Annotated in this window: 16 protein-coding genes; 11 read left to right on the top strand and 5 right to left on the bottom strand. The window is 37.7% G+C overall.

Annotation, left to right across the window (positions count from 1 at the left end):
* Positions 1-170 precede the first annotated feature (170 nt).
* The 7 genes from LVD16_RS23805 (at position 171) to LVD16_RS23775 (ending at position 11307) form a co-directional block, all read left to right on the top strand.
* Complete coding sequence (locus LVD16_RS23805; RefSeq protein WP_233770802.1) at positions 171-2060, top strand: beta-N-acetylhexosaminidase; 1890 nt, start codon at positions 171-173, stop codon at positions 2058-2060.
* A gap of 42 nt (positions 2061-2102) precedes the next feature.
* Positions 2103-3971 carry a sialidase/neuraminidase family protein gene (locus LVD16_RS23800; RefSeq protein ID WP_233770801.1) on the top strand — a complete coding sequence of 623 codons (1869 nt, stop codon included), beginning with the start codon at positions 2103-2105 and terminating at the stop codon, positions 3969-3971.
* Between the two features lie 257 nt (positions 3972-4228).
* Positions 4229-4774, top strand: a complete 546-nt coding sequence (locus LVD16_RS23795; RefSeq protein ID WP_233770800.1) for an RNA polymerase sigma factor — start codon at positions 4229-4231, stop codon at positions 4772-4774.
* Between the two features lie 118 nt (positions 4775-4892).
* Positions 4893-5852, top strand: a complete 960-nt coding sequence (locus LVD16_RS23790; RefSeq protein WP_233770799.1) for a FecR family protein — start codon at positions 4893-4895, stop codon at positions 5850-5852.
* 185 nt (positions 5853-6037) lie between these two features.
* Positions 6038-8269, top strand: coding sequence for a SusC/RagA family TonB-linked outer membrane protein (locus LVD16_RS23785; protein WP_233770798.1), 2232 nt, complete (start codon positions 6038-6040; stop codon positions 8267-8269).
* 83 nt (positions 8270-8352) lie between these two features.
* Positions 8353-10095 carry a RagB/SusD family nutrient uptake outer membrane protein gene (locus LVD16_RS23780; RefSeq protein WP_233770797.1) on the top strand — a complete coding sequence of 581 codons (1743 nt, stop codon included), beginning with the start codon at positions 8353-8355 and terminating at the stop codon, positions 10093-10095.
* 72 nt (positions 10096-10167) lie between these two features.
* Positions 10168-11307 carry an alkaline phosphatase gene (locus tag LVD16_RS23775; protein WP_233770796.1) on the top strand — a complete coding sequence of 380 codons (1140 nt, stop codon included), beginning with the start codon at positions 10168-10170 and terminating at the stop codon, positions 11305-11307.
* A 208-nt stretch (positions 11308-11515) separates the two neighbouring features.
* Here LVD16_RS23775 and LVD16_RS23770 read toward each other — a convergent pair whose 3' ends face one another.
* Positions 11516-14161, bottom strand: coding sequence for a GAF and PAS domain-containing protein (locus LVD16_RS23770; RefSeq protein ID WP_233770795.1), 2646 nt, complete (start codon positions 14159-14161; stop codon positions 11516-11518).
* 807 nt (positions 14162-14968) lie between these two features.
* On the opposite strand from LVD16_RS23770, the gene LVD16_RS27905 reads away from it, so the two are divergent.
* The 3 genes from LVD16_RS27905 (at position 14969) to LVD16_RS23760 (ending at position 20158) form a co-directional block, all read left to right on the top strand.
* On the top strand, positions 14969-15274 hold the full coding sequence (locus tag LVD16_RS27905) for an N-acetyltransferase (RefSeq protein ID WP_370687623.1): 306 nt from the start codon (positions 14969-14971) through the stop codon (positions 15272-15274).
* 525 nt (positions 15275-15799) lie between these two features.
* The gene (locus LVD16_RS23765; protein WP_233770794.1) at positions 15800-18877 is read left to right on the top strand and encodes a PAS domain S-box protein; all 3078 of its coding nucleotides are present in this window, start codon (positions 15800-15802) and stop codon (positions 18875-18877) included.
* 918 nt (positions 18878-19795) lie between these two features.
* Positions 19796-20158, top strand: a complete 363-nt coding sequence (locus LVD16_RS23760; RefSeq protein ID WP_233770793.1) for a hypothetical protein — start codon at positions 19796-19798, stop codon at positions 20156-20158.
* Positions 20159-20165: 7 nt separating this feature from the next.
* On the opposite strand, the gene LVD16_RS23755 is transcribed toward LVD16_RS23760, so the two are convergent.
* Both LVD16_RS23755 and LVD16_RS23750 read right to left on the bottom strand, forming a co-directional pair.
* The gene (locus tag LVD16_RS23755; RefSeq protein WP_233770792.1) at positions 20166-20921 is read right to left on the bottom strand and encodes a FecR domain-containing protein; all 756 of its coding nucleotides are present in this window, start codon (positions 20919-20921) and stop codon (positions 20166-20168) included.
* A gap of 165 nt (positions 20922-21086) precedes the next feature.
* Complete coding sequence (locus tag LVD16_RS23750) at positions 21087-21572, bottom strand: sigma-70 family RNA polymerase sigma factor (RefSeq protein WP_233770791.1); 486 nt, start codon at positions 21570-21572, stop codon at positions 21087-21089.
* Positions 21573-21870: 298 nt separating this feature from the next.
* Between LVD16_RS23750 and LVD16_RS23745 the strand changes: the two genes are divergently transcribed.
* A complete protein-coding gene (locus LVD16_RS23745) occupies positions 21871-22164 on the top strand; it encodes a DUF6520 family protein (RefSeq protein WP_255697703.1) in 294 nt (97 codons plus the stop codon).
* Positions 22165-22241: 77 nt separating this feature from the next.
* Here the strand turns inward: LVD16_RS23745 and LVD16_RS23740 are convergent, their stop codons facing one another.
* Positions 22242-23516, bottom strand: a complete 1275-nt coding sequence (locus LVD16_RS23740; protein ID WP_233770789.1) for a TlpA family protein disulfide reductase — start codon at positions 23514-23516, stop codon at positions 22242-22244.
* On the bottom strand, positions 23506-24897 hold the full coding sequence (locus LVD16_RS23735; RefSeq protein ID WP_233770788.1) for a RagB/SusD family nutrient uptake outer membrane protein: 1392 nt from the start codon (positions 24895-24897) through the stop codon (positions 23506-23508). The genes LVD16_RS23740 and LVD16_RS23735 overlap by 11 nt, the downstream gene beginning before the upstream one ends.
* Position 24898: the final 1 nt, after the last annotated feature.

Below are 24898 nucleotides of genomic sequence, written 5' to 3'. Positions count from 1 at the left end.
CTAAATAGAATTGCAGATATACAATCTTAAATAAAAATCTTTAAAATTGGAAGATGTGTGCGCAAACATTTGTAAATTGGCATCTTGTTAATTCACGTTTTGTCAATATAGAATAACCCAAATCAGTCATTCTATCAAAAACTTAAGTCAACCTTTTTAACGAAAATGATATGAAAACTCACTTTTTTAGATTCTACATCTGGTCAATTTTACTATTAGGAGCCAGTTGTAGTATATCAATTCCTCAGGAAGAGGAATATAATGCGCCAGTAAGTATTATACCTGGGCCAGTAAAAATAGAGCAAGGTAAGGGAGCCATCCTAGTTAATGAGCAAACCAAACTCTTTTTTAAGGAAGGTGATGAGGAATCTAAAAAGATAGCAGAAGAGTTTCAGAAAAAGTTTAAGAAAGCTTCTGGCGTAACATTAACTATTGAAAAGGGTACCCAAGCTGAAGGAGGTATACTCTTTATGGTAGATGAAACTCTTGATGTTCCAGAAGAGGGATATACCCTTAAGGTGGAAAATACAGGGGCAGAAATAATAGGTAAGGATCACGCAGGACTTTTTTATGGCATGCAAACGTTAAATCAGCTTTTGCCTACAGCCATTGAAAGTGAGCAGGTTATTGAGAATAAAAAGTGGCTTTTACCCATAGTATCTATCCGGGATTATCCTCGCTACAAATGGCGAGGTCTACATCTGGATGTGGCCAGACATTTTAGCCCCGTAGAATTTGTCAAGGAATATATTGATAATATGGCCATGCACAAATTAAATACCTTTCACTGGCATTTAACTGATGATCAGGGTTGGAGAATAGAGATTAAGAAGTATCCGAAACTTACGGAGATTGGTGCATATAGGGATGAAACATTGGTTGGGCATGCAGGATCTACGGAATATGATGGTAAGAGATATGGCGGATTCTATACCCAAGAGGAGATTAAAGAAGTTGTAGCTTATGCAAGGGAGCGATATATTACCGTAGTGCCGGAAATAGAAATGCCTGGACACGCTACCGCTGCCGTAGCATCTTATCCTGAATTGGGCGTTACAGGAAAAAGGCCAAAAGTAATAACAGAATGGGGAGTGTTTTTAGATATTTATGGTATTCAGGATCAAACTTTTGATTTCTTGGAAGATGTACTTACTGAGGTGATAGAGCTGTTTCCTGGTAAATACATTCACATAGGAGGAGATGAAGCTTGGAAGGACCAGTGGGAGGCTTCTCCTCAGGTTCAAGCCAAAATAAAGGAACTTGGATTGAAAAATGAGCATGAACTACAAAGCTGGTTTATTACCCGTATTGAGAAATTCATCAATTCAAAAGGTCGACAAATTATAGGTTGGGATGAGATCCTCGAAGGTGGATTAGCACCTAATGCTGCGGTGATGTCATGGAGAGGAACTGAAGGAGGAATAGCTGCTGCTAAAGAATCTCACTACGTGGTGATGACACCAGGTTCGCATATGTATTTTGATCATTATCAGGGAGATCCGCAATTTGAGCCATTACAAATTTCAGGTTACACCACCTTAGAAAAGGTGTATTCTTATGATCCTACCCCGAAATCATTAAGTGCCGAAGAGCAAAAATTTATCCTTGGGGCACAGGCCAATGTATGGTCAGAGTATTTACCTACATCAGAAAAAATTGAGTATGTCGTATTTCCAAGATTAGCGGCTCTTTCAGAAGTGCTTTGGACTGCGCCAGAAAATAAAAATTGGGAGGCATTTAAACTGAAAATACCTTTTGAATTGGAGCGTTACAGATACCGTGGAATCAACTATTCAAAGAGTATTTACTACGTTACCTATGATATAAAAGAAAAGGATGGATCGGATAAACTTTTGGTTACACTTAAAAATCAATTTGATATGCCTGGTATTCATTATACACTAGATGGAAGTGAACCAACGGAAAAATCTCCGTTATACGAAGGTGCTTTGTACCTCGATGAAGGTGCGAAAATCAAAGCCGTGGTTATTCAAGATGGCAAACAGCTATCCAAAGTTACCAGCTTGATTATAGCCAAACCAGAACAGAATAAAAAATAATAAATTAAGGCAGTGTAATCCCCAGGAAATTTAATGCATAAAATGAATTTAGTTAAGAAACGAACCTCTCTAAGCTTATTCTTGGGAATTATACTAAGCCTTTACAGTCTTTTTGCACATGCTCAGACCGGATCTGTATATGAGCCGGTAAGGTACATTGGCGGTAATACTATCGATCCCAGTTTGCATGAGGGCAGATTAAGATATGCTATTGGAACAGAAAATATACAGGTGGTGCGCGCAAACAGATCGCATCCAGAGTTATCAGAGGACTACGGTTATACCTACAACCATGCACCAAATCTTGCCTATTGGAATAATAATTTTTTCTTACAGTATTTGAGCAACCCTGTTGGTGAGCATCAGCACCCAGGTCATACACTTCTGGTTGCTTCAAAAGATGGAAGAAGCTGGGGAAAACCAGAAGTAATATTCCCTGAATATCATGCTCCTGTAGGCTCTACACTTCCCGAGGGATCTGATGGCTATATGATGCACCAGAGAATGGGCTTCTATGTAGCTCCGAATGATAAGTTGCTGGTTATAGGCTTTTATGGATTTACCCCTCATCCCTTTGATAAAGGAGGCATTGGGCGAGTAGTGAGAGAAATAAGAAAGGATGGTTCTTTTGGTCCAATCTATTTTCTAAGATATAGTAGCTTTAATTCCTTTGATGAATCTAATACCAGCTATCCTTTATACACTCAATCAGATGATAATGAGTTTATTTTTGCCTGTGAGGGCTTGCTAAAAGACAGGCTTAAAACTATGCAGTGGTTAGATGAGGACTATGGCATGGATAATTTCTATGGAAGCTATAAAGTGGCAGATTCCCTGGAAGCTTTTTCCTATTACCACCGGCCTGATGGCAAGGTGGTTGGCCTATGGAAATTTTCGGCTACGGCACTATCTGATGATGAGGGTCTAACCTTCTCTTCACCGGTTAAAGCAAAATCTTTGTTAATGGCTGGAGGGAAAATATGGGGTCAAAAAACTAATGATGACAGATATGCTTTGGTATATAACCCTATCGAAATGCAAGAATATAGATTTCCTCTGTCTGTAGTTACCAGCGATGATGGGATCATCTTTGATCACCTCTTACTGGTACAGGCCGAGGTGCCTCCAAGAAGATTTTTTGGTCTATGGAAGGATTTTGGTCCTTGCTATACACGAGGCATTGTAGAAGGAAATGGAAATCCTCCAGGCCATGATATGTGGCTTACTTATAGTATGAACAAGGAGGACATTTGGATAAGCAGAGTTCCCTTATCTGTGAAATACAAGGTGGAAGAGGCAGTGTCAGATGATTTTGAAAATGTAATAGCCGGCGGTGTTATTCCAGATTGGAATATTTACTATCCTGTTTGGGCACCTGTAAAAGTTGTTTCGGAAAAGAAAAACCAAGTGCTGGCATTAACCGATACTGATCCTTATGATTACGCTCGGGCTATTCGGGTATTTAAAGAATCTGAAAAGGCAAAGATTTCATTGAGAGTAAAACCACACCAGAATGCTGAAGGAAAACTCCAACTAGAAGTTGCGGATCAGTTTGGTAACAGGCCGGTAAGAATATATTTCGCAGAAGATGGAAAAATGGTAGCCTATGATGGTGGACAAAAAGTTTCTTTAATAGACTATGAAGCTGGGAAATGGTATAACTTGGAAATTGACATTGATGTAAAGAACTATGGTAACTATTCACTGAAGGTAAATGGCAAAGAGGTATTACATGAGGCGACACTTTGTGAAGCCGTTAAATCGGTAGAGCGTCTTTCCTTGCGCACAGGTGACTATCGCAACTACCCAACAAGAAAAACACCAAATCAAAATAGGACGGATGCTCTGGAAGGCGTTGATGAACGTACTAAAGAAGCCGTCTTTTGGATCGATAACCTGAAGGTTAATTAAATATCCAATCCTAAAATAGGAAACCTAAGTTGATTGATATCTAGCCTGCCAGGTAAATCGATACTCATAAGTTGTAAAGAAAAGTATTGATACAACTTCCATGTTAATCATTCGCTTCGCGACTAATAGGTGTTAATGTCTTAATTGAATATATCTGAGATGGTTCGTATTCATAATAGTATAATATACACGTAATATTATCGTTTCTTTTACCATTTCTTTTTTCTCTTCTTTGTAGAGAGGAAGAACTTAATAAAATGGATAGGATACACGAATTAGCTAATCTGGTTAAAGACTCGGATCAACATGCATTCAACTCCCTCTTCGATTTATTCTGGGAACCGATGCAGTCATATGCTTATTCACTTATTCAGGATGATGCCATTGCTCAGGATCTTCTTCAGGAGGTGTGGATTGACTACTGGAAACGAAGGAGAGATATTCATACTGATAATATAAAGGGCTACCTATATAAAGCTATTCGCTATAAATGTTTCAATCATCTGAGAAACACGAAGCTTTCCTTTATTCAATTAGAAATAGCTAATGCTATAGCCATAGAACCTACAGTGATAGAAGAAGAAAATGTGCTGGAGCTGTCATTAAAAGTAAAGAGTATACTTTCAAAACTACCCCCTCGCTGTCAGGAGATTTTTATCCTGAGCAGAATTAATGAGCTTAATAATATGGAGATTTCAAAGGGGCTCAATATTTCACAACGAACCGTGGAAAATCAAATATCATATGCCCTTAAACATCTTAGGAAAGAACTTGAAATAGTGCGCATGTTATTCTGTCTTTAACCTTTCTTTATAGCAAAATTACCTTCTAGGCACTAAGATTAAGAAAATGTTAATCTTAATATTTAGCATGTGAGTAGTAGTAGTCAGATGGTATTTCTTTTTGAAAGACCATCATAAAATGAACGAAAAAGAATTAAAGCAACTGCTCCAAGATTACATTGACGGAACCATCAGTCCGGGGGATGAGCGGAGGCTTGAACTATTTGAAAGTAGGCTGATTCTGAATAATCTGGACCAACTGAACCAGAACGAAGAAGCCAAACAAAAAATTAATCACAAGCTTTCTAATGCCATTCAAAAAGGAAGAAGCACGAGAAAGCTATTCTCATCAAGCGTAAAAATTGCAGCTAGTTTACTCATACTTTCTGTGGTAGGATTTATATTTTTTCTAACACGAGATAAAACAAATGTAAAACATCAAGAGATAGCCTGGATAGAGAAAACAACCCCCATGGGTGCTAAACTCAGTGTTACATTGCCAGATGGTACTAGGGTAAAGCTAAACGCCGGGAGCAGCTTAAGATTTCCAGAGGTATTTGCTGGGAACGAGCGACTAGTAGAAATGCAAGGAGAGGCCTTTTTTGATGTGGTGAAGAATAAAGCTAAGCCTTTCATTATTAAATCCGGAGAAGTAGAAACCCGGGTTGTAGGGACTTCATTTAACATTCAGGCATATCAGGAACAGAAGGAAGTTATTATTTCTGTACTTACGGGAAAGGTAATGGTATCCGCAGCCTCGCATCAAATTTCATTAGTACCACAAGAGCAGGGCATTTATAATAAGGAGATATCGCAGATCAGCAAAGGAAATGTAGACATTGAAAAGGTCCTTTATTGGAAAGAAGGCATTCTCTTTTTTCATGACCTGCCTCTAGAGGAGGTGGCACATGAATTAGAGCGCTGGTATGGGGTAGATATAAGCATAGAAGGCGAGGAACTCAAGTCATGCCACCTTACAGCTACCTACCAGGATGTGTCACTCACTAATATTCTCAAAAGCATAAGGCATACTAAAAAAGGGGTGGAATACAGTCTAACGGGTGATTATCTCATTTTATCAGGAGTATGCAATGAATAATGAATCTAAACAATTTTAAAATGAAAATTAATTTAATCGGATCGAACCTTATTTACTGCGCAAGGGTGTCTGGTAAACATCTTACTACTAATCACTTAATACTATTTGCAACCAAACAACATCATGTGAAATTATGAGTTCAACACTTACTATGAATTACAGGGACGGTTCTGGATGAAGAAGGTATGCCATTACCTGGAGCAACAGTACGTGAAAAAGGAACCTCAAATGGTACCATTACTGTCTTCTCTCCAGATGAGTTTAGAAAACAGGTAGCGGCGCAAGGAGGTTCACTTGAAGATGGAGGCGCCAGTACAGATTGGCAGGATGAGCTAACAAGAACGGCCATTACCAATAGATTTAACATGTCTTTAAGCGGAGCCAATGCTAATAAGTTTTCATATTATGGATCTTTTGGAGTTGATGATCAGGAAGGTGTTTTAAAGAATAGCGATCTAAAAATATACACCGGAAGGGTGAATTTGAATCAAAAAACGCTGGATGGCCGACTAAATGTGGACGCTAACCTTACTGGTACAAGGATGGAAAATAATCGACCAGATGCCACAACTATTGTTACTGATATGCTTCAGTTAAACCCTACCCTACCTGCCTATACAGATGGTGAGCCTACAATTTTGGGTGAGATGTTAAATCCCCTAATAAGAGAGAAGCTTTATTTGGATGAATCCATCAACAATAGAATATTGGCCAATATAGCCCCTTCGCTGGAAATAATAGAAGGTTTAACTTATAGGCTTAATCTTGGGGTGGATTATTCCACTACTAACAGAGATGTACAAAGGTCTCCTTATAGTTTATTGGAGGGGTATGAAAATGGATACCTTAACACTATCTCTACCGCTAATCAAAATACATTGGTTGAGAATACATTGACTTATAACTTCGGGTTCGATAATCATAAGTTCACCGTGTTAGCAGGGCATACTTATCAAAAAACAATGTTTACTCAGAAGAGTATCTATATGGAAGGCTTTGCTGATAACGGTATAGAGCCAAGATATCAAAATCAGTTAAGTAGTGAGGACTTGCAGACCAGTTTAAATTCAGCTGCTGTTAAGAATGAGCTTCAATCATTTTTAGGTCGAGTAAATTATAATTATCTGGACAAATACCTGATCACTGCTACTATGCGTGCAGATGGATCTTCAAAGTTTGGTAAGAATAACCGATATGGTTATTTCCCATCAGTAGCCTTAGGATGGAATATTTCAGAGGAGAACTTTATGAGCGGTGGTGTTGTGAACAGCCTGAAATTAAGAGCAAGCTGGGGACAGACCGGTAATCAGGAAATACCTGCTAAAATCACTAAAGCAAGTTATAGGGATAGTAAACAAGGTAATGATACCTACCCATTAGATCCGAATGCCAGCACTTTAGATGATTATCCGTACGGAACTATCTATACCCGTTTAGCCAATCCTGATATTCAGTGGGAAGTAACCACCCAGACCAATGTCGGTTTAGATTTTGGATTACTTGGGAGCAGACTTACTGGTACTTTTGATGTATTTCAAAAGGTATCTGATAATATTTTACTCAATGTAACCAGTCCTGACCCTATTTCTATAGCCAAAGATTATTGGACCAATGTAGACGGCCTAAAAATAAAGAATTCAGGTATGGAATTGACTTTGAATTATAACACAGATATCTCTAGCGATTTATCAATTAGCCTAGGGGGTAACCTTTCTTATATTAAAAATAAAGTAGAAGGATCTCCTTTCACGGTAGTGACCACGGGTGCTGCACAAGGAGCAGGGCAAACTGGTGCTACTATTAATGGTTACATCAACGGAGAGCCTATTGGTGCTTTCTATATGAAAGAATTTTTAGGTATTGGTGAAGACGGATTGAATAAGTACAGGGATGTGACGGGCGACGGTGAAATTTTAGATGATGATCGTACAGTAGTGGGCAGCGCTCTTCCTGATTTATTATATGGATTTCATTTAGGTGTTAATTATAAACGATTCGATTTCACCGCTAATTTCAATGGAGTATCTGGTAATAAAATATTCAATCATACTGCCATGTCATTATTCAATAAAGGAAGGCTAACTTCTTCTTTCAATACTACTGATTTGGCTATTGAATATGAAAACGAATCTATTACTAACTCTAATGAAGTTTCTACCAGGTATCTGGATGATGGTGGATTTTTAAGGTTAAACAATGCTACCCTAGGTTATAACATCGCTTTACAATCTCAATGGGTTAAGAAAATCAGATTTACAGTAACAGGTCAGAATCTATTTGTAATTACGAATTATTCAGGCTTCAATCCTGAAGTAAATACAGGTAGCTCTACCAGTGGTGTCCAGACGTTTGGCATTGATTACTTTACTTACCCAACACCAAGAACCTTTGTTTTTGGTCTTAATGTAACATTTTAATTACTTAATAAAGCGGATTGGTATATTCTTTAATCATGAAATTGAGGTATAAGTTTATCCCGATTCTAATAAATATTATAGACATGAAAAGTAAAATATTAATTTTATTTCTCTCAATGAACTTGCTTCACTGGAGCTGTACAGATCTGGAAGAGGATGTGCTAGACGAATCTTTAACGGGCAGTGGTCAGGCTGAAGCAATAAGCGGGGCTATATCTCCGGCGTATGGACAGGTTGCATGGACCTGGCGACATACTAACTATTATGGTTTGCAGTTAATACCCTCTGATGAAGCAATTTTACCATACCGTGGTGGTGTAGATTGGTTTGATGGAGGTAAATTTATGGCAGCTCAGCAACACTTAATTACACCTAGTAATGATTTGGTAGGAAGTGCTTGGAATGAGCTTACTATCAATATTGCAAGATCATTGGCGGCCATCGAGGTGTTACAACCATTGGCGAATGAAGGTAATACTACCGCTGCGGGAGCACTTTTTGAAATGAAGGCACTTAAAGGTTATTTGAATATGCTTCTCTTAGATAGCTGGGGAGTAGTATTCCAGAAGGATAAACAAAGTGAATTCTCGCAAGTTCTCAGGGGGCAAGATGCTATCGATTATATAGAGGAAGAACTACTTTCTGTAGTAGATGTAATCAATGATGACAAAGGGCCTGGAAGAATGACAAAGTCTGCTGTGCAAGGTTTATTAGCCAGGTTATATCTGAATGCCGCAGTTTACCGTGATCCTTACGGAACTCCAAGCTTCACTACAGAAGATATGAATAAAGTGATAGATTATTGCGACCAGATTATCAATTCCGGTGGTTTCTCACTTTCTGCAGAATACTTTGATCTATTTAATGATAATAATAACAGTAATACTGAAGTAATTTTTGCAGCTGATCAACGTGGAGTTATGCAAAATGAACATAGCAGATGGGCGTATTGGTCTATTCCAGGGTCATTGATAGCCAGGCCCGAATATCCCAGCTCAGATGGTACCGATGGACCTGCTATTACGTCAGATTTTTATCAGACATGGGTAGAGGCTTATGGTGCTGAAGATCCTGCTGATGCTGACGCCAGATTCTACAAGAAAAATGCAATGGTGCCGGAAGAGCTGGAGGACTTAACAGGATTAACCCCTCTAAATGATCAAGATCATTATTACTGCGTGGTTCCTGAGGAATTTGAAATAGACAGAGGTATTCTTAGGGGTATTCTTTGGGGGCCAAGGAAGGATTCTAACGGGGAGTTTTTTACTTGTGATGATGGTGTAAGAATTTATCCTTTAAAGCAGGTCAAAGGGAATGGTCCTGATAAGGATGTTGCTTATGTAGATCTTACTTTACAGGTAGACTTCTCAGATGAAGGAAGAGCGCACCATTCTGGTTATCGTGTATCTAAATATCAGTTTAGCCATACATCTCCTAATGGTAATAATTACAGTAGCGTGGATTTGGTGCTTATGAGACTCGCCGAAATATACCTGATGAGAGCTGAGGCTAAATTAAGAAGTGGTGATGCCGCGGCTGCACTAGCAGATGTGAACACAGTACGTGCCTCAAGAACGGCCAGACCAAACCAGACTCCTCCCGCTTTGTCTTCTATCAATTTAGATATAATGTTCCGCGAGCGTGGATTCGAGCTTTATTGGGAAGGCTTTAGAAGGGGTGATCAAATTAGATTTGGCAAATATGAAGACATATGGACAGAGAAAACTGATACTGATGTTCGTCATAGGCTATTCCCTATACCTCAGGATGCTATAGATGGATCGTCTAACATTCCTGAATTCCTTATTCAGAATGATGGGTATTAATTGAATATAAAAATTATATTAACCCGGAGGCGACATGGCTTAAGTATGTCGCCTCTTTCTCTAATTCAACTTATGTCTATTCAAAATAAATTAAAGACGTTTTTGTGCATCTGTGTGGTGCTAATGATGTCAGCATGTAATCAAAAAATGGCAGATGGTATTGATGTGAATCAAGCGCAAGTGGTAATGCCACCAAATATCATCCTACTCATAGGGGATGGTATGGGAGTTCCTCAAATTTCAACTGCTTATTATTTTGGTGATGAGAAATCGAACTTTTCTCAGTTTAAGCATATAGGTTTTCACAAAACATCAGATAAAGAATACAAAATCACTGATTCTGCTGCGGGAGCCACCGCTTTTTCTACAGGAGAAAAAACTTATAAGAGAGCTATCGGAGTTGGCGTTGATACTACTTCAAGGGAAACCATCTTGGAGTATTTGCAAAAGCAGGGTTATAAGACCGGGCTAATAAGCCTTACCACAGTTACACATGCTACGCCAGCGAGCTTTTATGCTCACGTACCTGATAGAGATATGCATGAAGAAATAGCTGCTCAATTGCCAAAGGCTAAAATAGACTTCATTGCTGGTGGAGGGCGCAACTTCTTTGGAAAGCGTAAGGATAGTGTAAATTTATACCAGCATTTTATAGATATGGATTATCATATTGATACGATGAAGTTATCAGAGCCTGTAATGGGTAAGCCAAATATTTATTTGCTGTCCGATGAAAGCATGCCTTCAAAGGTTCAAGGTAGAGGTGATTTTCTTCCTAAAGCAACCGAAAAAGCTCTTAACTACTTTAAAAGTTCTAAGCAACCTTTCTTTATGATGGTCGAGGAATCCTATATCGACTGGGCTGGACATGATGAGAATGAAGAAATGCTTATTGCCGAGGTAGAAGATATGGATAATACGTTGGGGGTTATTCAAAAGTTTGTCAGAGAAAATCCTAATACGCTATTAGTTGTCACAGCAGACCATGAAACTGGAGGCGTGAGTATAGGGAAATTTTATGATACAGATGAAAATGGTAATAAAATTGAAAATCCAGAAAAAGTGAAAATATATTTCAATTCAAATCAGCATAGTGGTGAACTCATACCTGTTTTTGCTATGGGTACAGGAGCTGAAATTTTTCAAGGTATTTACGAGAATAATGAGATTTTCCATAAGATAAAAGCTATCTGCAGCCAGGTTTCTAATTAATAAAGGGTGTGAGCAACTAAACTTTTATGGCAGTTTGTCATATTCTGATTTTCATCAAGTCCGCCTGAAATTTGTCGAGCGGACTTTTTTATATTTACCTTTTAGATCATTAACTCTCAATTGCTAAAACCTCGATGAGAAAAAAATGTTTCCTATTGTTTTATATGGTGAATTCTGGCTTTCATATATCTGCTTATGATAAACTTATTCAGTTCTCATTCAAACGTCTTATTTGAGTAATATCCTTTGAATAGACAGCTATGCCCTGGATATCTCCCTTCATATTTTTTATAGGCGTGTAGTAATTTTGGATATAAATATCACCCCCCTTTTTTTCATAGCGTAATTGATATTGAAATTTTTCGCCTCCTTTTACTTTATCTATGACCGCTTTTATTTTTTCCTTGAACTCATCATTTGATTGAAGGTCAAAATAACTCATTCCAGATTCTACATGAATGTTGTGTTGAGCAAGTCCTTCTTTGAAAGGCTGGTTGAATAGTTTGATGATGCCCTCGGTATCCATGGTGTAAAAAGGTTCTGGAATTACATTGAGAACTTCCTTTAAATAAAGCTCATTTCCTTGAACCTCTTGCAGTATTCTTTCCACCTCATCTTGTGTGGCTGAAAGTTCCTCCATATTCTGTTGTAAGTCTTCATTGGCTAGCTTAAAAGCAGTGATGTCTGTAGCTAGTTTAAGTATGCTTTGTGGCTCTCCTGCGCTATTCCTAATGATAGAATAACTACCTTGAATATAGACTCTTTTGCCGCTTTTAGTATATCTTTCATATTCACCAGCTTTATTTTTACCTTCCCCTAATTCCTTCCAAAATATTTTATATTCAGTTGATTTAGCGTAAGTTTCTGACACAAATATTTCGTGATGTCTAAGTTGTACTTCATTTAGCGTGTACCCCATCAACTGAAGGAAGTTTTCATTAGCAGTAATGATATTTCCTCTTAAATCAAATTCGATAGAGGCAACTCCACTTTCATTTACAGCAATCATTCTACTCTCAATTTCGCTACTTCGTCTTGAGATCTCCTCTTGAGTTGCTGATAGTTCTTCCATATTCTGTCTTAACTCTTCTTCCTGAGCTTTCATTTCTTCAGCCTGATGTTGTAGCTCCTCATTCATAAGTTTAAATGCAGTAATATCAGTGGCTAATTTGAGAATACTTTTCGGTGCCCCTGAATTATCTCTTAATATGGAATAACTACCTTGTATAAATACTTTTTGACCTGTTTTACTGTATCTTTCATATTCCCCAGCCTTTGTTATTCCTGATCTTAAGTCTTTCCAGAACTGCTTATACTCATCAGTTTGTCTATAGTTGTCAGAAACGAATAATCTATGATGTCTACCCTGTATTTCCTGCAGATTATATCCCATGAGAGATAAGAAGTTTTGATTAGCAGTTATGATGTTTCCTGAAAGATCAAACTCTATAGAGGCAATTCCACTTTCGTCTACTGCTATCATACGGCTCTCTATTTCACTTGCTTTACGCTCCATTTCTTCCTGAGTGGCTTGGAGTTCTTCCATATTTTGGCGAAGCTCTTCTTCTTGTGAACTAAGCAATTCAGTTTGCTTCTGTGTTGAATTTAAAAGTGCTTTAGTCGTTTCATTTATCTGTGCGGATGCAATAGTGCCAGCAATGCTTTCAGCTAATTTTTCTAAGAGTTCCAGTTCATGATTTTGTAACTTGTGAAATGAAGCTAATTCAATTACTCCATAAACTTCATCCTTTAACTTGAGGGGAACGATAAAAATACAATTAGGGGTAGCTTGTCCCAGCCCTGATGTTATATTTACATAGTCAGATGGGACATCTATCATATATATCGATCGTCCTTCTATCCAACTTTGGCCGGCCAGTCCCTGACCTTTCTCAATTCTTTTGTTCAGAAACTTTTTACGTTCATAAGCATAAGCTGCTTTTAATTCTAGATAAGTATCATTCTCATTACCTTCCTTAATAAATAGAAAGCCTTGATTTACATTTAAATATTTAGATATTTCATTGATGATAGTCTGGGTTAATTCATTAAGATTATTCTCTGATCTTAAAAGTTGGCCAAAGGAAGCAAGCCCAGTATTTAGCCAATTTCTTTTTTCACTTTCTTCATGATTAATGGCCAACTGCTCCTTCATTCTTAATAAGGAAGCCGTGAGTTGATCATTTTGAGAAGAGGTTTCAATTTCAGTGTCGTAATTTCCCTGAGATATGGTTTCAACGTATGCTGTAAGTTCTTTAATTCTATTTGACTCATTTTTTTCTTTTTTAAGATAAAGACTGATCTTTTTATCTAATGAGGCATATAGTTTATAACCTAAATAGCAGGATACTAAGAGAAAAACCAGGCCAGATATAAATGCAATGGTTGACCATGTTTGAAATTGTGAATCATTCAATTCTTCTTGCTTTTGAATAATTTCTTCAGATTGTTTAAGATATTCTACTAGCGTAAATAATGATTCATTTATTGCTTCTTCATCAAAGTTTTCCTGGTATCTGTTGAGCTCTGCATTTTTGATGATTTTAAGGCTCTCTTTTACTAAATTATTCCATCTTGTATTGATTCCCTCCAGATCGATTCTTAGTAACGGTTCCAATCTATCACGAACAAATTGAAGGTCATCCATCACCTCCTTATTTTCTTTCTCATTATTTGCAATTCCAATTTGAGTTTGCTGTAATCTGAATATTGATTGAGAAATTGAGGTTAAGTCAACCTTTATATTATCATCGATATTAACGTAAGTTCTGGTATGCAGGAAGGTGACGCTGTATACTATTGAGGTAAGTAATGCGGTAATAGACAGAACATTGAATTGGTGTTTTTTGCTCATTTTAAATACTTAAATCAAAATTGTGCCAATTTGAATTTGACACTAAAAAGTGGATTGAGGCAAGTTAAAAGCCTTAAAAAATTCCTAAATGTGGACGGTATGTTCATAAATAGGATAAAGCGTAATTATTACTTTTAAATATTACTTATGTAATTATATGAGATTTATTTAATATTAATATCAGGTTAGTATAATTATAAAAAGAATAGCAGCTATTAAACTAGGAAGATAATAGATTTTATTTGAAGAAGCTGAGATGATAATTATGATAATTGATGTAGGAAATTGATGATTAATGTAATTTAAGTACATGTATTATGAAGCCTCTTCGAAATATATCTGGAGAGTAGGTATAAGTTGAAGTGTTATTATCAATCACACTTTTTAGCATTGAATCAAAAAGGTAGGATAACCCTCTGACCATACAAATTCATTGATCAATACTCACAGAATCATTTCAACATAAAAAGATCTTTAGCCTTAAGATAAGCTTCACTCTAAAGCATACTTATAATTCCTATTATGATTATTGACAGCTCACTTCGTGGGGTTAAAATAATTAAATCTTAAATATTAAATCACCTATCTAACAATTAGAACACCTGTCGAGTTCCGAGAATAAGAGGGTGTCAAGCAGCCAAATGTATACATTTGTACATCTTGCTAAGCAACCCATTGAAGTGATATTAGGGATCATATTATCCAGCGGTGAAATTACATTTATTGAAAAAAATTACACCAGGAAAACCTCGAATAACCTACCATCGTAAATTATGCATAGCCTTATTATTTTATACCATTTTGATTATGCAGTACAAGATAATAAATGAAATCAATAGGGAAGGTGGGAGCATTATTATGATAATGGGCGAAAAAATACTTGCCAAGGTTGAGTATAAAGAGAGCCTTCATGATGTGATAATAAAAGACATTAGTATACATCCGAGCATTGCAGGAAGAGGTTTGTCGGATGAGCTTTTGTGTCTTGTGACCATAAAGGCGCGGAGGGAGAATAAATTAATTTTGCCCTCTTGTCATTTGACACGTAGATTACTTAAAAGGAATTTGTGTTATAAAATGGGCTATAAAAATTTCTTTTATAGTAGGAGTTAGTTATTAGTTAACAGAAATCTTTAGTATCAGCCAGTAACAAACTAGCTTATCTAAAAAATCAATAAATTTTTGCCGACTTTTACACTGGAATAGATATTTATTTCCTCTATGGTTCATAGAGTGCGGCCAAGTTGACTGTTTTAAACTGGGACTTATATAAAGAGCAGGATGTACACCAAAATGTAGATACTTCCTATTTTTCTCGTGAATTTTAAATAGAGCTTCAATACTTTTCTCCGTTTCCCCACAAAGAATTTTACTCACTTCAAGATTGCTTCGAATGAAAAGCATGGCCATATCCGAATCATCAAAGTCAATTACCTTTATATGATACTTAGAAGATAGCTCCCAACTTTTAAGTTCTGCAATGTCATCTATGAAAATTATATCTAGCAATTTATTCTTACATTAGATTGAATATAATTTACTGAAAATTCATTTTTACTATTCATAAAAAGCTTATTTTATAAGCTTTATGTAATAAATATAACAGCTCTTCAATAATTGTTGGATAGTATGGTGAATATGGGCAAAATTGGAACTATAGTAAAATCTACACCTGATGCTGGCAATTTAGAGCATATGAATAATATATTGGCTATGCTATGTGCAAGTAGTAACTTGCAGGTAGGCGTTATTTACATAGCGGATGGTGATTATTTCCATTACCTGGTTACGCATGGAGTTGTAGCTAAAGGCAGTTTACAAGCTGGTTCTCCGCTTACAATGATATCTCATGGTAAGAAAGTAATAGAGCTTAATATTTCAAATATCTTTTCTGAGCAGTCTGGTTCGTGGAAAAATATTCATCCAAAGATTAAATATCTCATTGGCATACCTCTTAGATTAGACAATGATGTAATAGGTGGGGTGTGCTTAATGTCGGAGCAAGATGGGATAAAACTAACCCGCCAGCAAAAAGGGTGTTTTAAAACGGCAAGAATTCTGATTGAGAAGGAACTGGACGAAATATATTCTGGCAAAGATATCCATCCTGATTCTTCATGGTTAAAAGTGATCGATTCAACATCTGATATTGTTATTTGTATCGATGATCAAGGAGATATCAGCCATTGGAACAGTCAAGCCACTAATATTTTGGGATGGCTGGCTGATGAAGTATTAAGCAAATCCATTATAGAAATCTTATTTCCATTTCAGGATCGAAATAATCATTCTGAACTATCTAATACCTATACATCCTTTCGGACTGCAGAAATAAAGACTAAGAATCAGCAACACCTTGTCATTGATTTAAAAATTGAAAGGCTTAATATAAATAAGAGTTTATCCTCGTGTTGGATAATAAAGAATTATTCAATGTTAGATCGTGCAATCATTGAAGCAGAAGCGGCCAGAGTTCATTCTGAAAAGGTGGAGTTTCGTGCACAGATGGGTAGCTGGTACTATGAATTTGGTGGTAAGAGTCACTGGTCTAAGCAATTGTTGAAAATGCTTGGTTTTGAGGATGGAATTCTGGTTCCATCGATGGATAAACTATTGACTCGCATACATTCTGATGATAAAAACTATGTTCGCGAAGCTATTGATCAGGTACTTAGTGGCGAAGAACCTAAGCTATTTATGATCCGATCCAATCCGGAAATCCTCGGGGAAAGATATTTCTTGCCATCCATTGAGCTATTGCGTAACTCGAAAGGACAATTATATAGAGTTGAAGGCACTTTGGAGGATGTAACGGAGGATATGGAGCAGCGAAAGTCTGTCCAGAGAGCCGAAAGCCTATATATGCGATTGTTTGAAAATGCTATGGAAGGAATTTTTCAGTCATCACCTGAAGGTAAAATCTTGACGGTAAATCCAATGATGGCTAACATTTTTGGCTATAATTCTGCTGATGAAATGCTGAAAGAAGTTAAAAATATTGGTGCTGAAATTTATACCGATCCTCAAAAGCGAATTGAGCTTATGCAATTATTGCAGAAGCACAAAAGTGTGAAAGACTACATAGCAGAGGGGAAGAAAAAAAGTGGTGAAAAAATCTGGCTACAAGCCAACATTTACGGCATATATAAAGATGAAAAACTTATTCTTTTAGAAGGAAATGTTAGAGACATTACCTCTGAGAAAAGAGCCTATGAACAACTGTTGAAAGAAAAACAACTGGCGGATACTATAATAAACAGTATGCCAGGTATTTTTTATCTCTATAATAAAGATGGCAAGTTTCTAAGATGGAATGATAATTTCGAGAAGGTTACAGGATATAGTTCGGAAGAAATGGAGACATTACACCCAATAGAATTGTTCGCTGAGGGCCCAGTGAGAGATCTATTACAATCAAAAATTGCTACAGTTTTTGAGCAAGGATATGAGGAAGTAGAAGCTCCATTTTTACTAAAGAATGGTCAGGAATTAGAGTTCTTTTTTAATGGTTGGCGAATAAACTACGAGGGCGAAGAATGTCTGATAGGTGTGGGAATAAATATCGAACGAATTAAAAAAGCTGAAAAAAATCTCCAGACTTCAGAGGCAACCTTAAAAGCCTTTTTTCAGAGTAGCTCAGACGTAAATATATTACTTGACGATAACCTTCATATTATAAAATACAACATGGTGGCTTCAGATTTAATGGTAGGGCTTAACTGGAAACCCCTTGAAAATCAACGTTCCATTTATGATTGGTTGAATGAAGATTGGGGAATTCCTGAAGTCGAGGTACTACTAAATCAGGCTTTGATGGGCGAGGTGAATAAACGTGAAGTTTATTTAGATGGTGACCATGATAAGAAAGGATGGTGGCTTTTTACTTTTGGACCAGCATTTACAAAGTCTGGTGAAGTGTTTGGCGGAATTATTCATGCCACCAACATTAATATTATTAAAAACACACAAAGTGCATTACAACAAACCAATCTGTCATTAAAGAAATTAAATAAAGAGTTAGATCAATTTGTCTACAAAGTTTCTCATGATCTTAAAGGACCTTTAGCTACAATTTCCGGATTAATTAATGTTGCAGAGCGCGATGTTCCTCATGAGTCCTCCTTAAAATATTTCAAGCTCATTCATGAGTGTATAAGCAAACTTTATGTTTTTATAGATGAACTGATAGACTATTCTCATAATTCACATGATATTGTACAATCCAGGGTGATAGACTTTAATCGCATTCTGATTAAAACTAAAGATCGTCTCAAGTTTATGGAAGGTCTTTCTTCACTAAATATTCGCTTTGAGGTGGAGAAGTATGGGAAATTTAATTCGGATCCAGATCGATTGCAGGTCATATTTAATAACATGATTGCCAATGCAGTAAAGTTTAGAGACCCTGAAAAGGATGAGCAATGCTTGACCATCCAAGTGAGTTTCTCAAAAACACAAGTTGAAATTATATTTACTGATAATGGTTTAGGCATACCTACCTCTCAAACTAATAAAATTTTTGAGATGTTTTATAGAGGGCATACTATCTCCAATGGAGCTGGCCTGGGATTATATATAACCCGTGAGATAATAGATAAACTGCAGGGATCAATACAAGTGAAGAGTGAAATAGGGAAGTATACAGAGTTCACCATAAAGCTTCCAAGACATAATTATGATCATAGTCCGACTCACCACAACAAAAGGATGAATTAATCATCATCTCTGATTAAAAAAAGGGGCAGTGTTAGTACCCCTTTTAACATAGTCACTTAAACCTGACAGTAATAATCAAAGTTTATCAACAGCATAATATGCCTATTTAACTTAATTAAAACAGTGAAAATTATAATATGTTCTAGCGAAGGGATAACCTAATTGCATTTGTTTGACTAGCACGGAGGTGGGTTTGGCGTCAAGGATATGCTATTAGGGTTCGATTCCAAGGCTGGAGATTGAACGAAGGTAATGAGCCTGCTGAGGAATGTGGCTTATCGCCTGAATAGCTGATTTTTATAGATTTTCCCTCAGTTGGTATTAATTTATTTCAGTAAGTAGGAAAACCTAATTGCATTTGCTTGACTAGCACGGAGGTGGGTTGGTGTCAAGGAGAGGCTATTAGGGTGCGATTCCAAGGCTGGAGATTGAACGAAGGTAATGAGCCTGCTGAGGAATGTGGCTTATCGACTGGATAGCTGATTTTTATTGATCTTCCATCAATTGGTGTTAATGTATTTCAGTATGTAGGAAAACCTGATTGCATTTGCTTGACAGGTACGGGGATTGGGTTGGTGTCAAGGAGAGGCTATCAGGGTGCGATTCCAAAGCTGGAGAATGAACGAAGGTAATGAACCTGCTGAAGGAATATGGCCGAATGAGTGGAGTTGGAATTTTCGGAGATTTCGTGCCTTCATCTGGTCAGTATTTGTATTGCCTTCAGTTAATTATGAGATGCTGCAGATTAAAGAATGATCATATTTTTTTCTTGAACGTGTTGTTTGAGCCATATTTATTTACAATACAGAATATTTTTTGATAAAATAGATAGGGAAAGATTTAGATTATTCTCGAAATAATGATCGTTCTTCATAGCTCTCATGAGTTCAGTTAGATTTTACTGGGCCAACTTATTAAATGAAATTCATAGATCACAGTAAGCTACTATCAGCTGACTATCTAAACCTTGTTTTAGAGATTGTAAAAACAGATTTTTGTAAAAAATTAGGAGGAAGACTAATTAAAGGAGATGAGATGGGTAGAGAATCTGAACTTTTACAAATGCAAAATTATGTTGATAATCTTATCAGGTCTTCACAAGAGGTAAAAAATAAACTGACCACTATCGTTTTGGCTACTGATTGTTTTGATCATATCACTGAAAAAGAACAATCATTCATTTTAGAAAAAGTCAACCAATTTACAGAAATCACTAATGATTTGGTGATGAAGCAAAGGTCCTTCAAGGAAGATTTAGAAAGGCTAAATGAGGAGGGCTAGCGATTCGTCAATCATAGTACCACCTGTGGCTGTTGTCTTTCACGAGCCTCTCTTTTTTTAATCCACTTCTTATAATAGCCATATCGTAATGTTCATTTAATAGTACTTCTTTACCATTATGTGCTACTTCTAAATTTCCTGAGTCAACTAGAACTACTCTAAATGGCATATCATCGATATGACGTATAAAAAACCGACTAGCTTGTGCCTCTATGATACTATTACCGGAATAAATGATAAATGGCCTTTGATCATCCTGATCTACTACAAAAAAACCTTCTCCTTTCAAGAATACTTTGCGTTTCTTTTCTGAATACTCAAATTGAAAGGTTGACCCTTTCCTCAACGTAACATAGCTACTATCAGGCATCCACAAAATAGCCTTATCCAGTGAAAAGTCAGACATGCCGCCCATGGTATTTGGAAATGGTTTGGCCAAATATAATATGGTAAGGCTACAGCATAGCAGTGCAAGAAATAATGCTGTAAACCATGACCATTTTAGTTTTTCAGCGATTGACTTAGTCTTTAGCGTGTGCCTTTCTCTTTCTTGCCTTCTAATATCCAGCGAAATTTTCTGTATTTGCTGATTGCTATAATTTGGGAGCTCTAGGGCATTATTCCATACCTGTTTTAATTCAAGGTATTCTTTTTCGTGCTTTACATCCTTCTTACGCCAGCCGTTTAACTGAGCTTTTTCCTCTGGACTGATGTCGCCCATTAATGATTTGTAAATTAATTCTATGTAGTAAGTTGATTCCATGATGTTTATTTTATGGTCTTTACGCTCATAAAAAGTATGACCCTACCTCATTTATGATGCGATCTATCAGTTTATCATACATTGGCAAAATGAGCAGATTAGTGATTTTAAGGTATTCTTGCCAGGTAAGTCTAAAGGCTTTAACTGCCTTAGTTAGGTGCTTTTCTACTCCTTTCTGGGATATGCCCATGTATAGGCTATCTCCTTGTAAGACATATTTAAGCTCCTACTTAATATAAAGGCAATTCTGGTTCTTGGGGGAAGCTCTGCTTTGGTTTTTTTGAGCATATCTTTAAGCAATATGAAATTACTGTTATTAGTGTTAGTGATCGCAGGTTGTAATTCTAGTGACTGGTCTGTTTGGGAAGCTTTACGTGTATGAGCGTTTCTAAAATAGTCTATACAAGCATTAATGACCATTTTTGTTAAATAATTTCTAATGGGGGGAGTTAATTTGAGGCGGTGCCTCTTCTCCCAAATTGTAAGATATACTTCCTGCAATATATCTTCTGCTTCCTCCTTTATTTCTACCATGCCATAGGCTAATGCCAATAGCTCTGACCCATAGATTTCCTGCAACAAGCTTAAAGCTTTACCATCATCTTGCGATAACAAGAGTAAAATCAAGTGATCTTTTGAAAATGATACCATGTGAGAGCAGGTTAATAGTGAAAAGAGCACTATTAAAATTAGTCAAGTAATATGTATATAGTCGAGAAGAGTGCTTCCATTTCTTACACAGATAAAAGAAAAAAAATCATTTAAACTACTAATTATGCTAGAAGTAGTATTTATAAAAGAAGGGGTAGGGTATGGATGATTTAGTGAGTATTTAGGTTAAATACTTTCTTAACTGACCGGTCCTGACAAGAAAGAAAAAAGCGACCATCTCCAGGAGATAGTCGCTCTATTTTGACTTACAACTCATTATAAATCTAAAATTAAAATTATGAAAAATCTAATTAAAACAATGTCTATAATGGCTTTAATATTAACTGTGATCAGTGCTTTTGCTTTCAAGCCCACAATGTCCTCAGAAGAGGATACCACTTGGTTTGCTTTGGAGGCGGACGGCGATATTGTTACCCCCGCGTTGTCATCAGATCCAGGGTGTGACATGGGCAGTATTTATTGTGCCGTACAGTTTGATAACAGTGAACTTAACAACGGACAACCTCCTATATCTAATGTAGAAGATGCTGGTGCTGCTTCACATTATAGGAAGGTGACCAAGTTCGATTAAGTGAACTAGTCACTCTAAAATAGAGTTAAAAATTGAAGTCACGCTGAATATACCATGGACAATTCAGCGTGACTTTTTTAATGATTGAGCTTCTCAGTCACTACCAGCATGGGTAGATTCCGCGTGGCTTTCTCCAAGTTAAATCCTTGAGCCTGCAATTCTTTCTGGATGTTGTCAAGATCATTCAGATCACCAGAGAAAGATAGCGAGACATTGTCCATCATTCCCGTTTCATCAATGATCAGATAACCACTATCCTTGAGGTGAACTTGTAAAAAGGTCACGATTTTTCTGATAGGTTTGTTCTCAAGCTTAAGAGCGTTGAGACCTTTCAGATCAGCAGGTGTTACTGGTTCATTGGTTTTCTTTAAAACCAAACATGTTGTAGGCCTTGTTTCCCAGCTTATTGCTAAATCTAAATGCTGCTCAAAAAACAGATTCATATCTCTTTTCATTATTTCCTTTGAATCTTTCAGATCGTTTTCAGGCATATAGAGATTATAGCAATAGGTATTATCCCTAAACCATTGAAAGAAAGCATTGATGCTATCCATCGTACTGCCTTGTGGAGGTGCTACCAGTTGAGAGCGTTTGTTGTCAGATACTTCCAGGCGGGTGTGAAGCATGGCGGTATAAGATGATAGGCCATAGGCAGCCTGCAGAAGGTGTAGTGCACTCTGGTTACTGTATACCAAATTACCACGATCGTTCAATATCCCAGAGCTGACTTTATCCATATACGGTGTAATAGCAGAATAGTAATAGGGCAATCTACCGTCTTGCATAGAGAGCAAAGGTTTCTGAATATCACCGGCAACATCTTGCTTTAGCTTCATGGCTAGCGGTTGACCACCCAACACTTCTTTCACCACCTGAGGCAAAGCATAAGTCTCATGAGTGATGGCTTGGATGATGCCTTCAGGATTAATCCAAACCTGATGAGGGTAAGTGTGGTGCGGAAACATATCATCAAGCAGTGGCTGGGTGGTGCTAAGTAGTGACGGTAGCTCCCAACCTTTCTTTTCAAATACCTGTCTGGTGAGGTCAGGGCGGTCTTTGTTATTTACCAATATTACCTGTAGTTGCTCAGGGTAAGCCTTTTGTAAGACATCCATTTGTGCTAATGAATTCATGCAGCCACTGCACAACGCGCTCCAAAAATCAATGATGATCCATTTATCTTTGAAGGACTTGATCTCGATGGGCTCTCCTGAACTCATATATCGGTTTAGCTTGATCTCCGGCATGACATCACCAATATGCATTTCCTGACCATAAGCAGGAGATCCCTCCCATGGTATAAAGCATATGATGAAGCATACCGACGCTATCATTAAATACCTACCTTTCATTCTGTTCCATATTAGTTAGTGAAATGACATTGTAGGGAAGAGGCAGTGTCCAGCGTGGATCACCAGAAGGCAATTGGTATTCTTGATCACCGATTTGGCGGGTGATAGAGATGTCCTGCTGGTCAATAGCCTGATAACGCCTCAGATCTGCCCATCGAATACCTCGAAACACCAACTCCTTGCGCCTTTCCAGAAGGATTCTGTTCAGCAACTCGTCTTCGTCAGTGATAGCCACTGGCTCGAAGTGGCCGGTTTCATAACGAGCGCTCAATAACGTATTAAGGTCATCCAGTGCCTGGCTGCTATGGCCCGCACGGGCATGGCACTCACTGCGGATCAGGTACAATTCATCAGCCGCCATACCACTGAAGAAATACATAGCGAAAAAATTGCCACCATCATAGGAGCCTCGATATTGATATTCATCACCTGACTGTTTGTAGAACAGAGTTTTCCGTAAGTCATGCTCCTCATAGCTGTTGATCAGGTCGGGTGCTATTTTCAGACGCCTGCTCGATAAGGTGCCGGTAGAGACATAGCTCATCCTGTTATAAAATAGCGTTTCAGGATTGAGTGGTTGAAAAGGATAGGCCGCACTGGCATCTATGGTATTATAATCCATTAACGTAGAGAAAAGCTGTAGGCTATTATCGGCTGCTGTCAGCGCTAAGTCATACTCACCAGTCTGCAAAAACAGTTTAGCGATCAGGGCATATACTGATGCTTTGGAAGGGCGGGTGGCCTCCAAGGGAGTATCAGGTAACAGCGGTAGTGCAGCGTTAAGGTCTTCTAAAATTTGATCATAAGTACGCTGTAGGCTGGCTCTTTTAGAAGGGATGTTGATGTCTGCTTCCAGACGTAGGGGCAGGCCGGGCTTTTCAGCAGCCGTGGCGGCTTCATAGGGTGGACAAAAGATCTGTGCCAGCTGGTAGAAGGTCCAGGCCCGGTAGAAATAAGCCGAGCCCACCACCTGATGATAAGTCTCAGTCTCTGCTGCGGTGGGTGAGAAATCCTTCATGCCATCTAACACCACATTAGCATAGTATATGGTGGTGTAGGGATAGTTCCAGCTGGGCACCTGATCTTCCGGTTGAAATACCTGCTCCGCCCATACATATGCTTGATGCTGGATTAAGGCCACGCCACTGGTCATGGCCTCCCAATCTTCCTGACTTACATAATAGTCATCAGTACCCACTTCCCCTAATGATGGGAAAACGGCATTCATCTTTTTTACATGGTCTAGCAGGGCCTGGTGATCCTGCAAGGTGGTGGGCACCACCTGCTTTTTGTTACTGCGTATGTCTAGCCATTCTTCCTGATCGCAGGCGCATACCATAATCGTTATGGCGAGTAAAAATATATAGGATAAAGTTTTCATA

Origin of the sequence: Fulvivirga ligni (assembly GCF_021389935.1) — a bacterium.
Taxonomy (GTDB): Bacteria; Bacteroidota; Bacteroidia; order Cytophagales; family Cyclobacteriaceae; genus Fulvivirga; species Fulvivirga ligni.
Note: the sequence above shows the minus strand (reverse complement) of the source record. Positions and strands in the feature narration are given on the sequence as shown.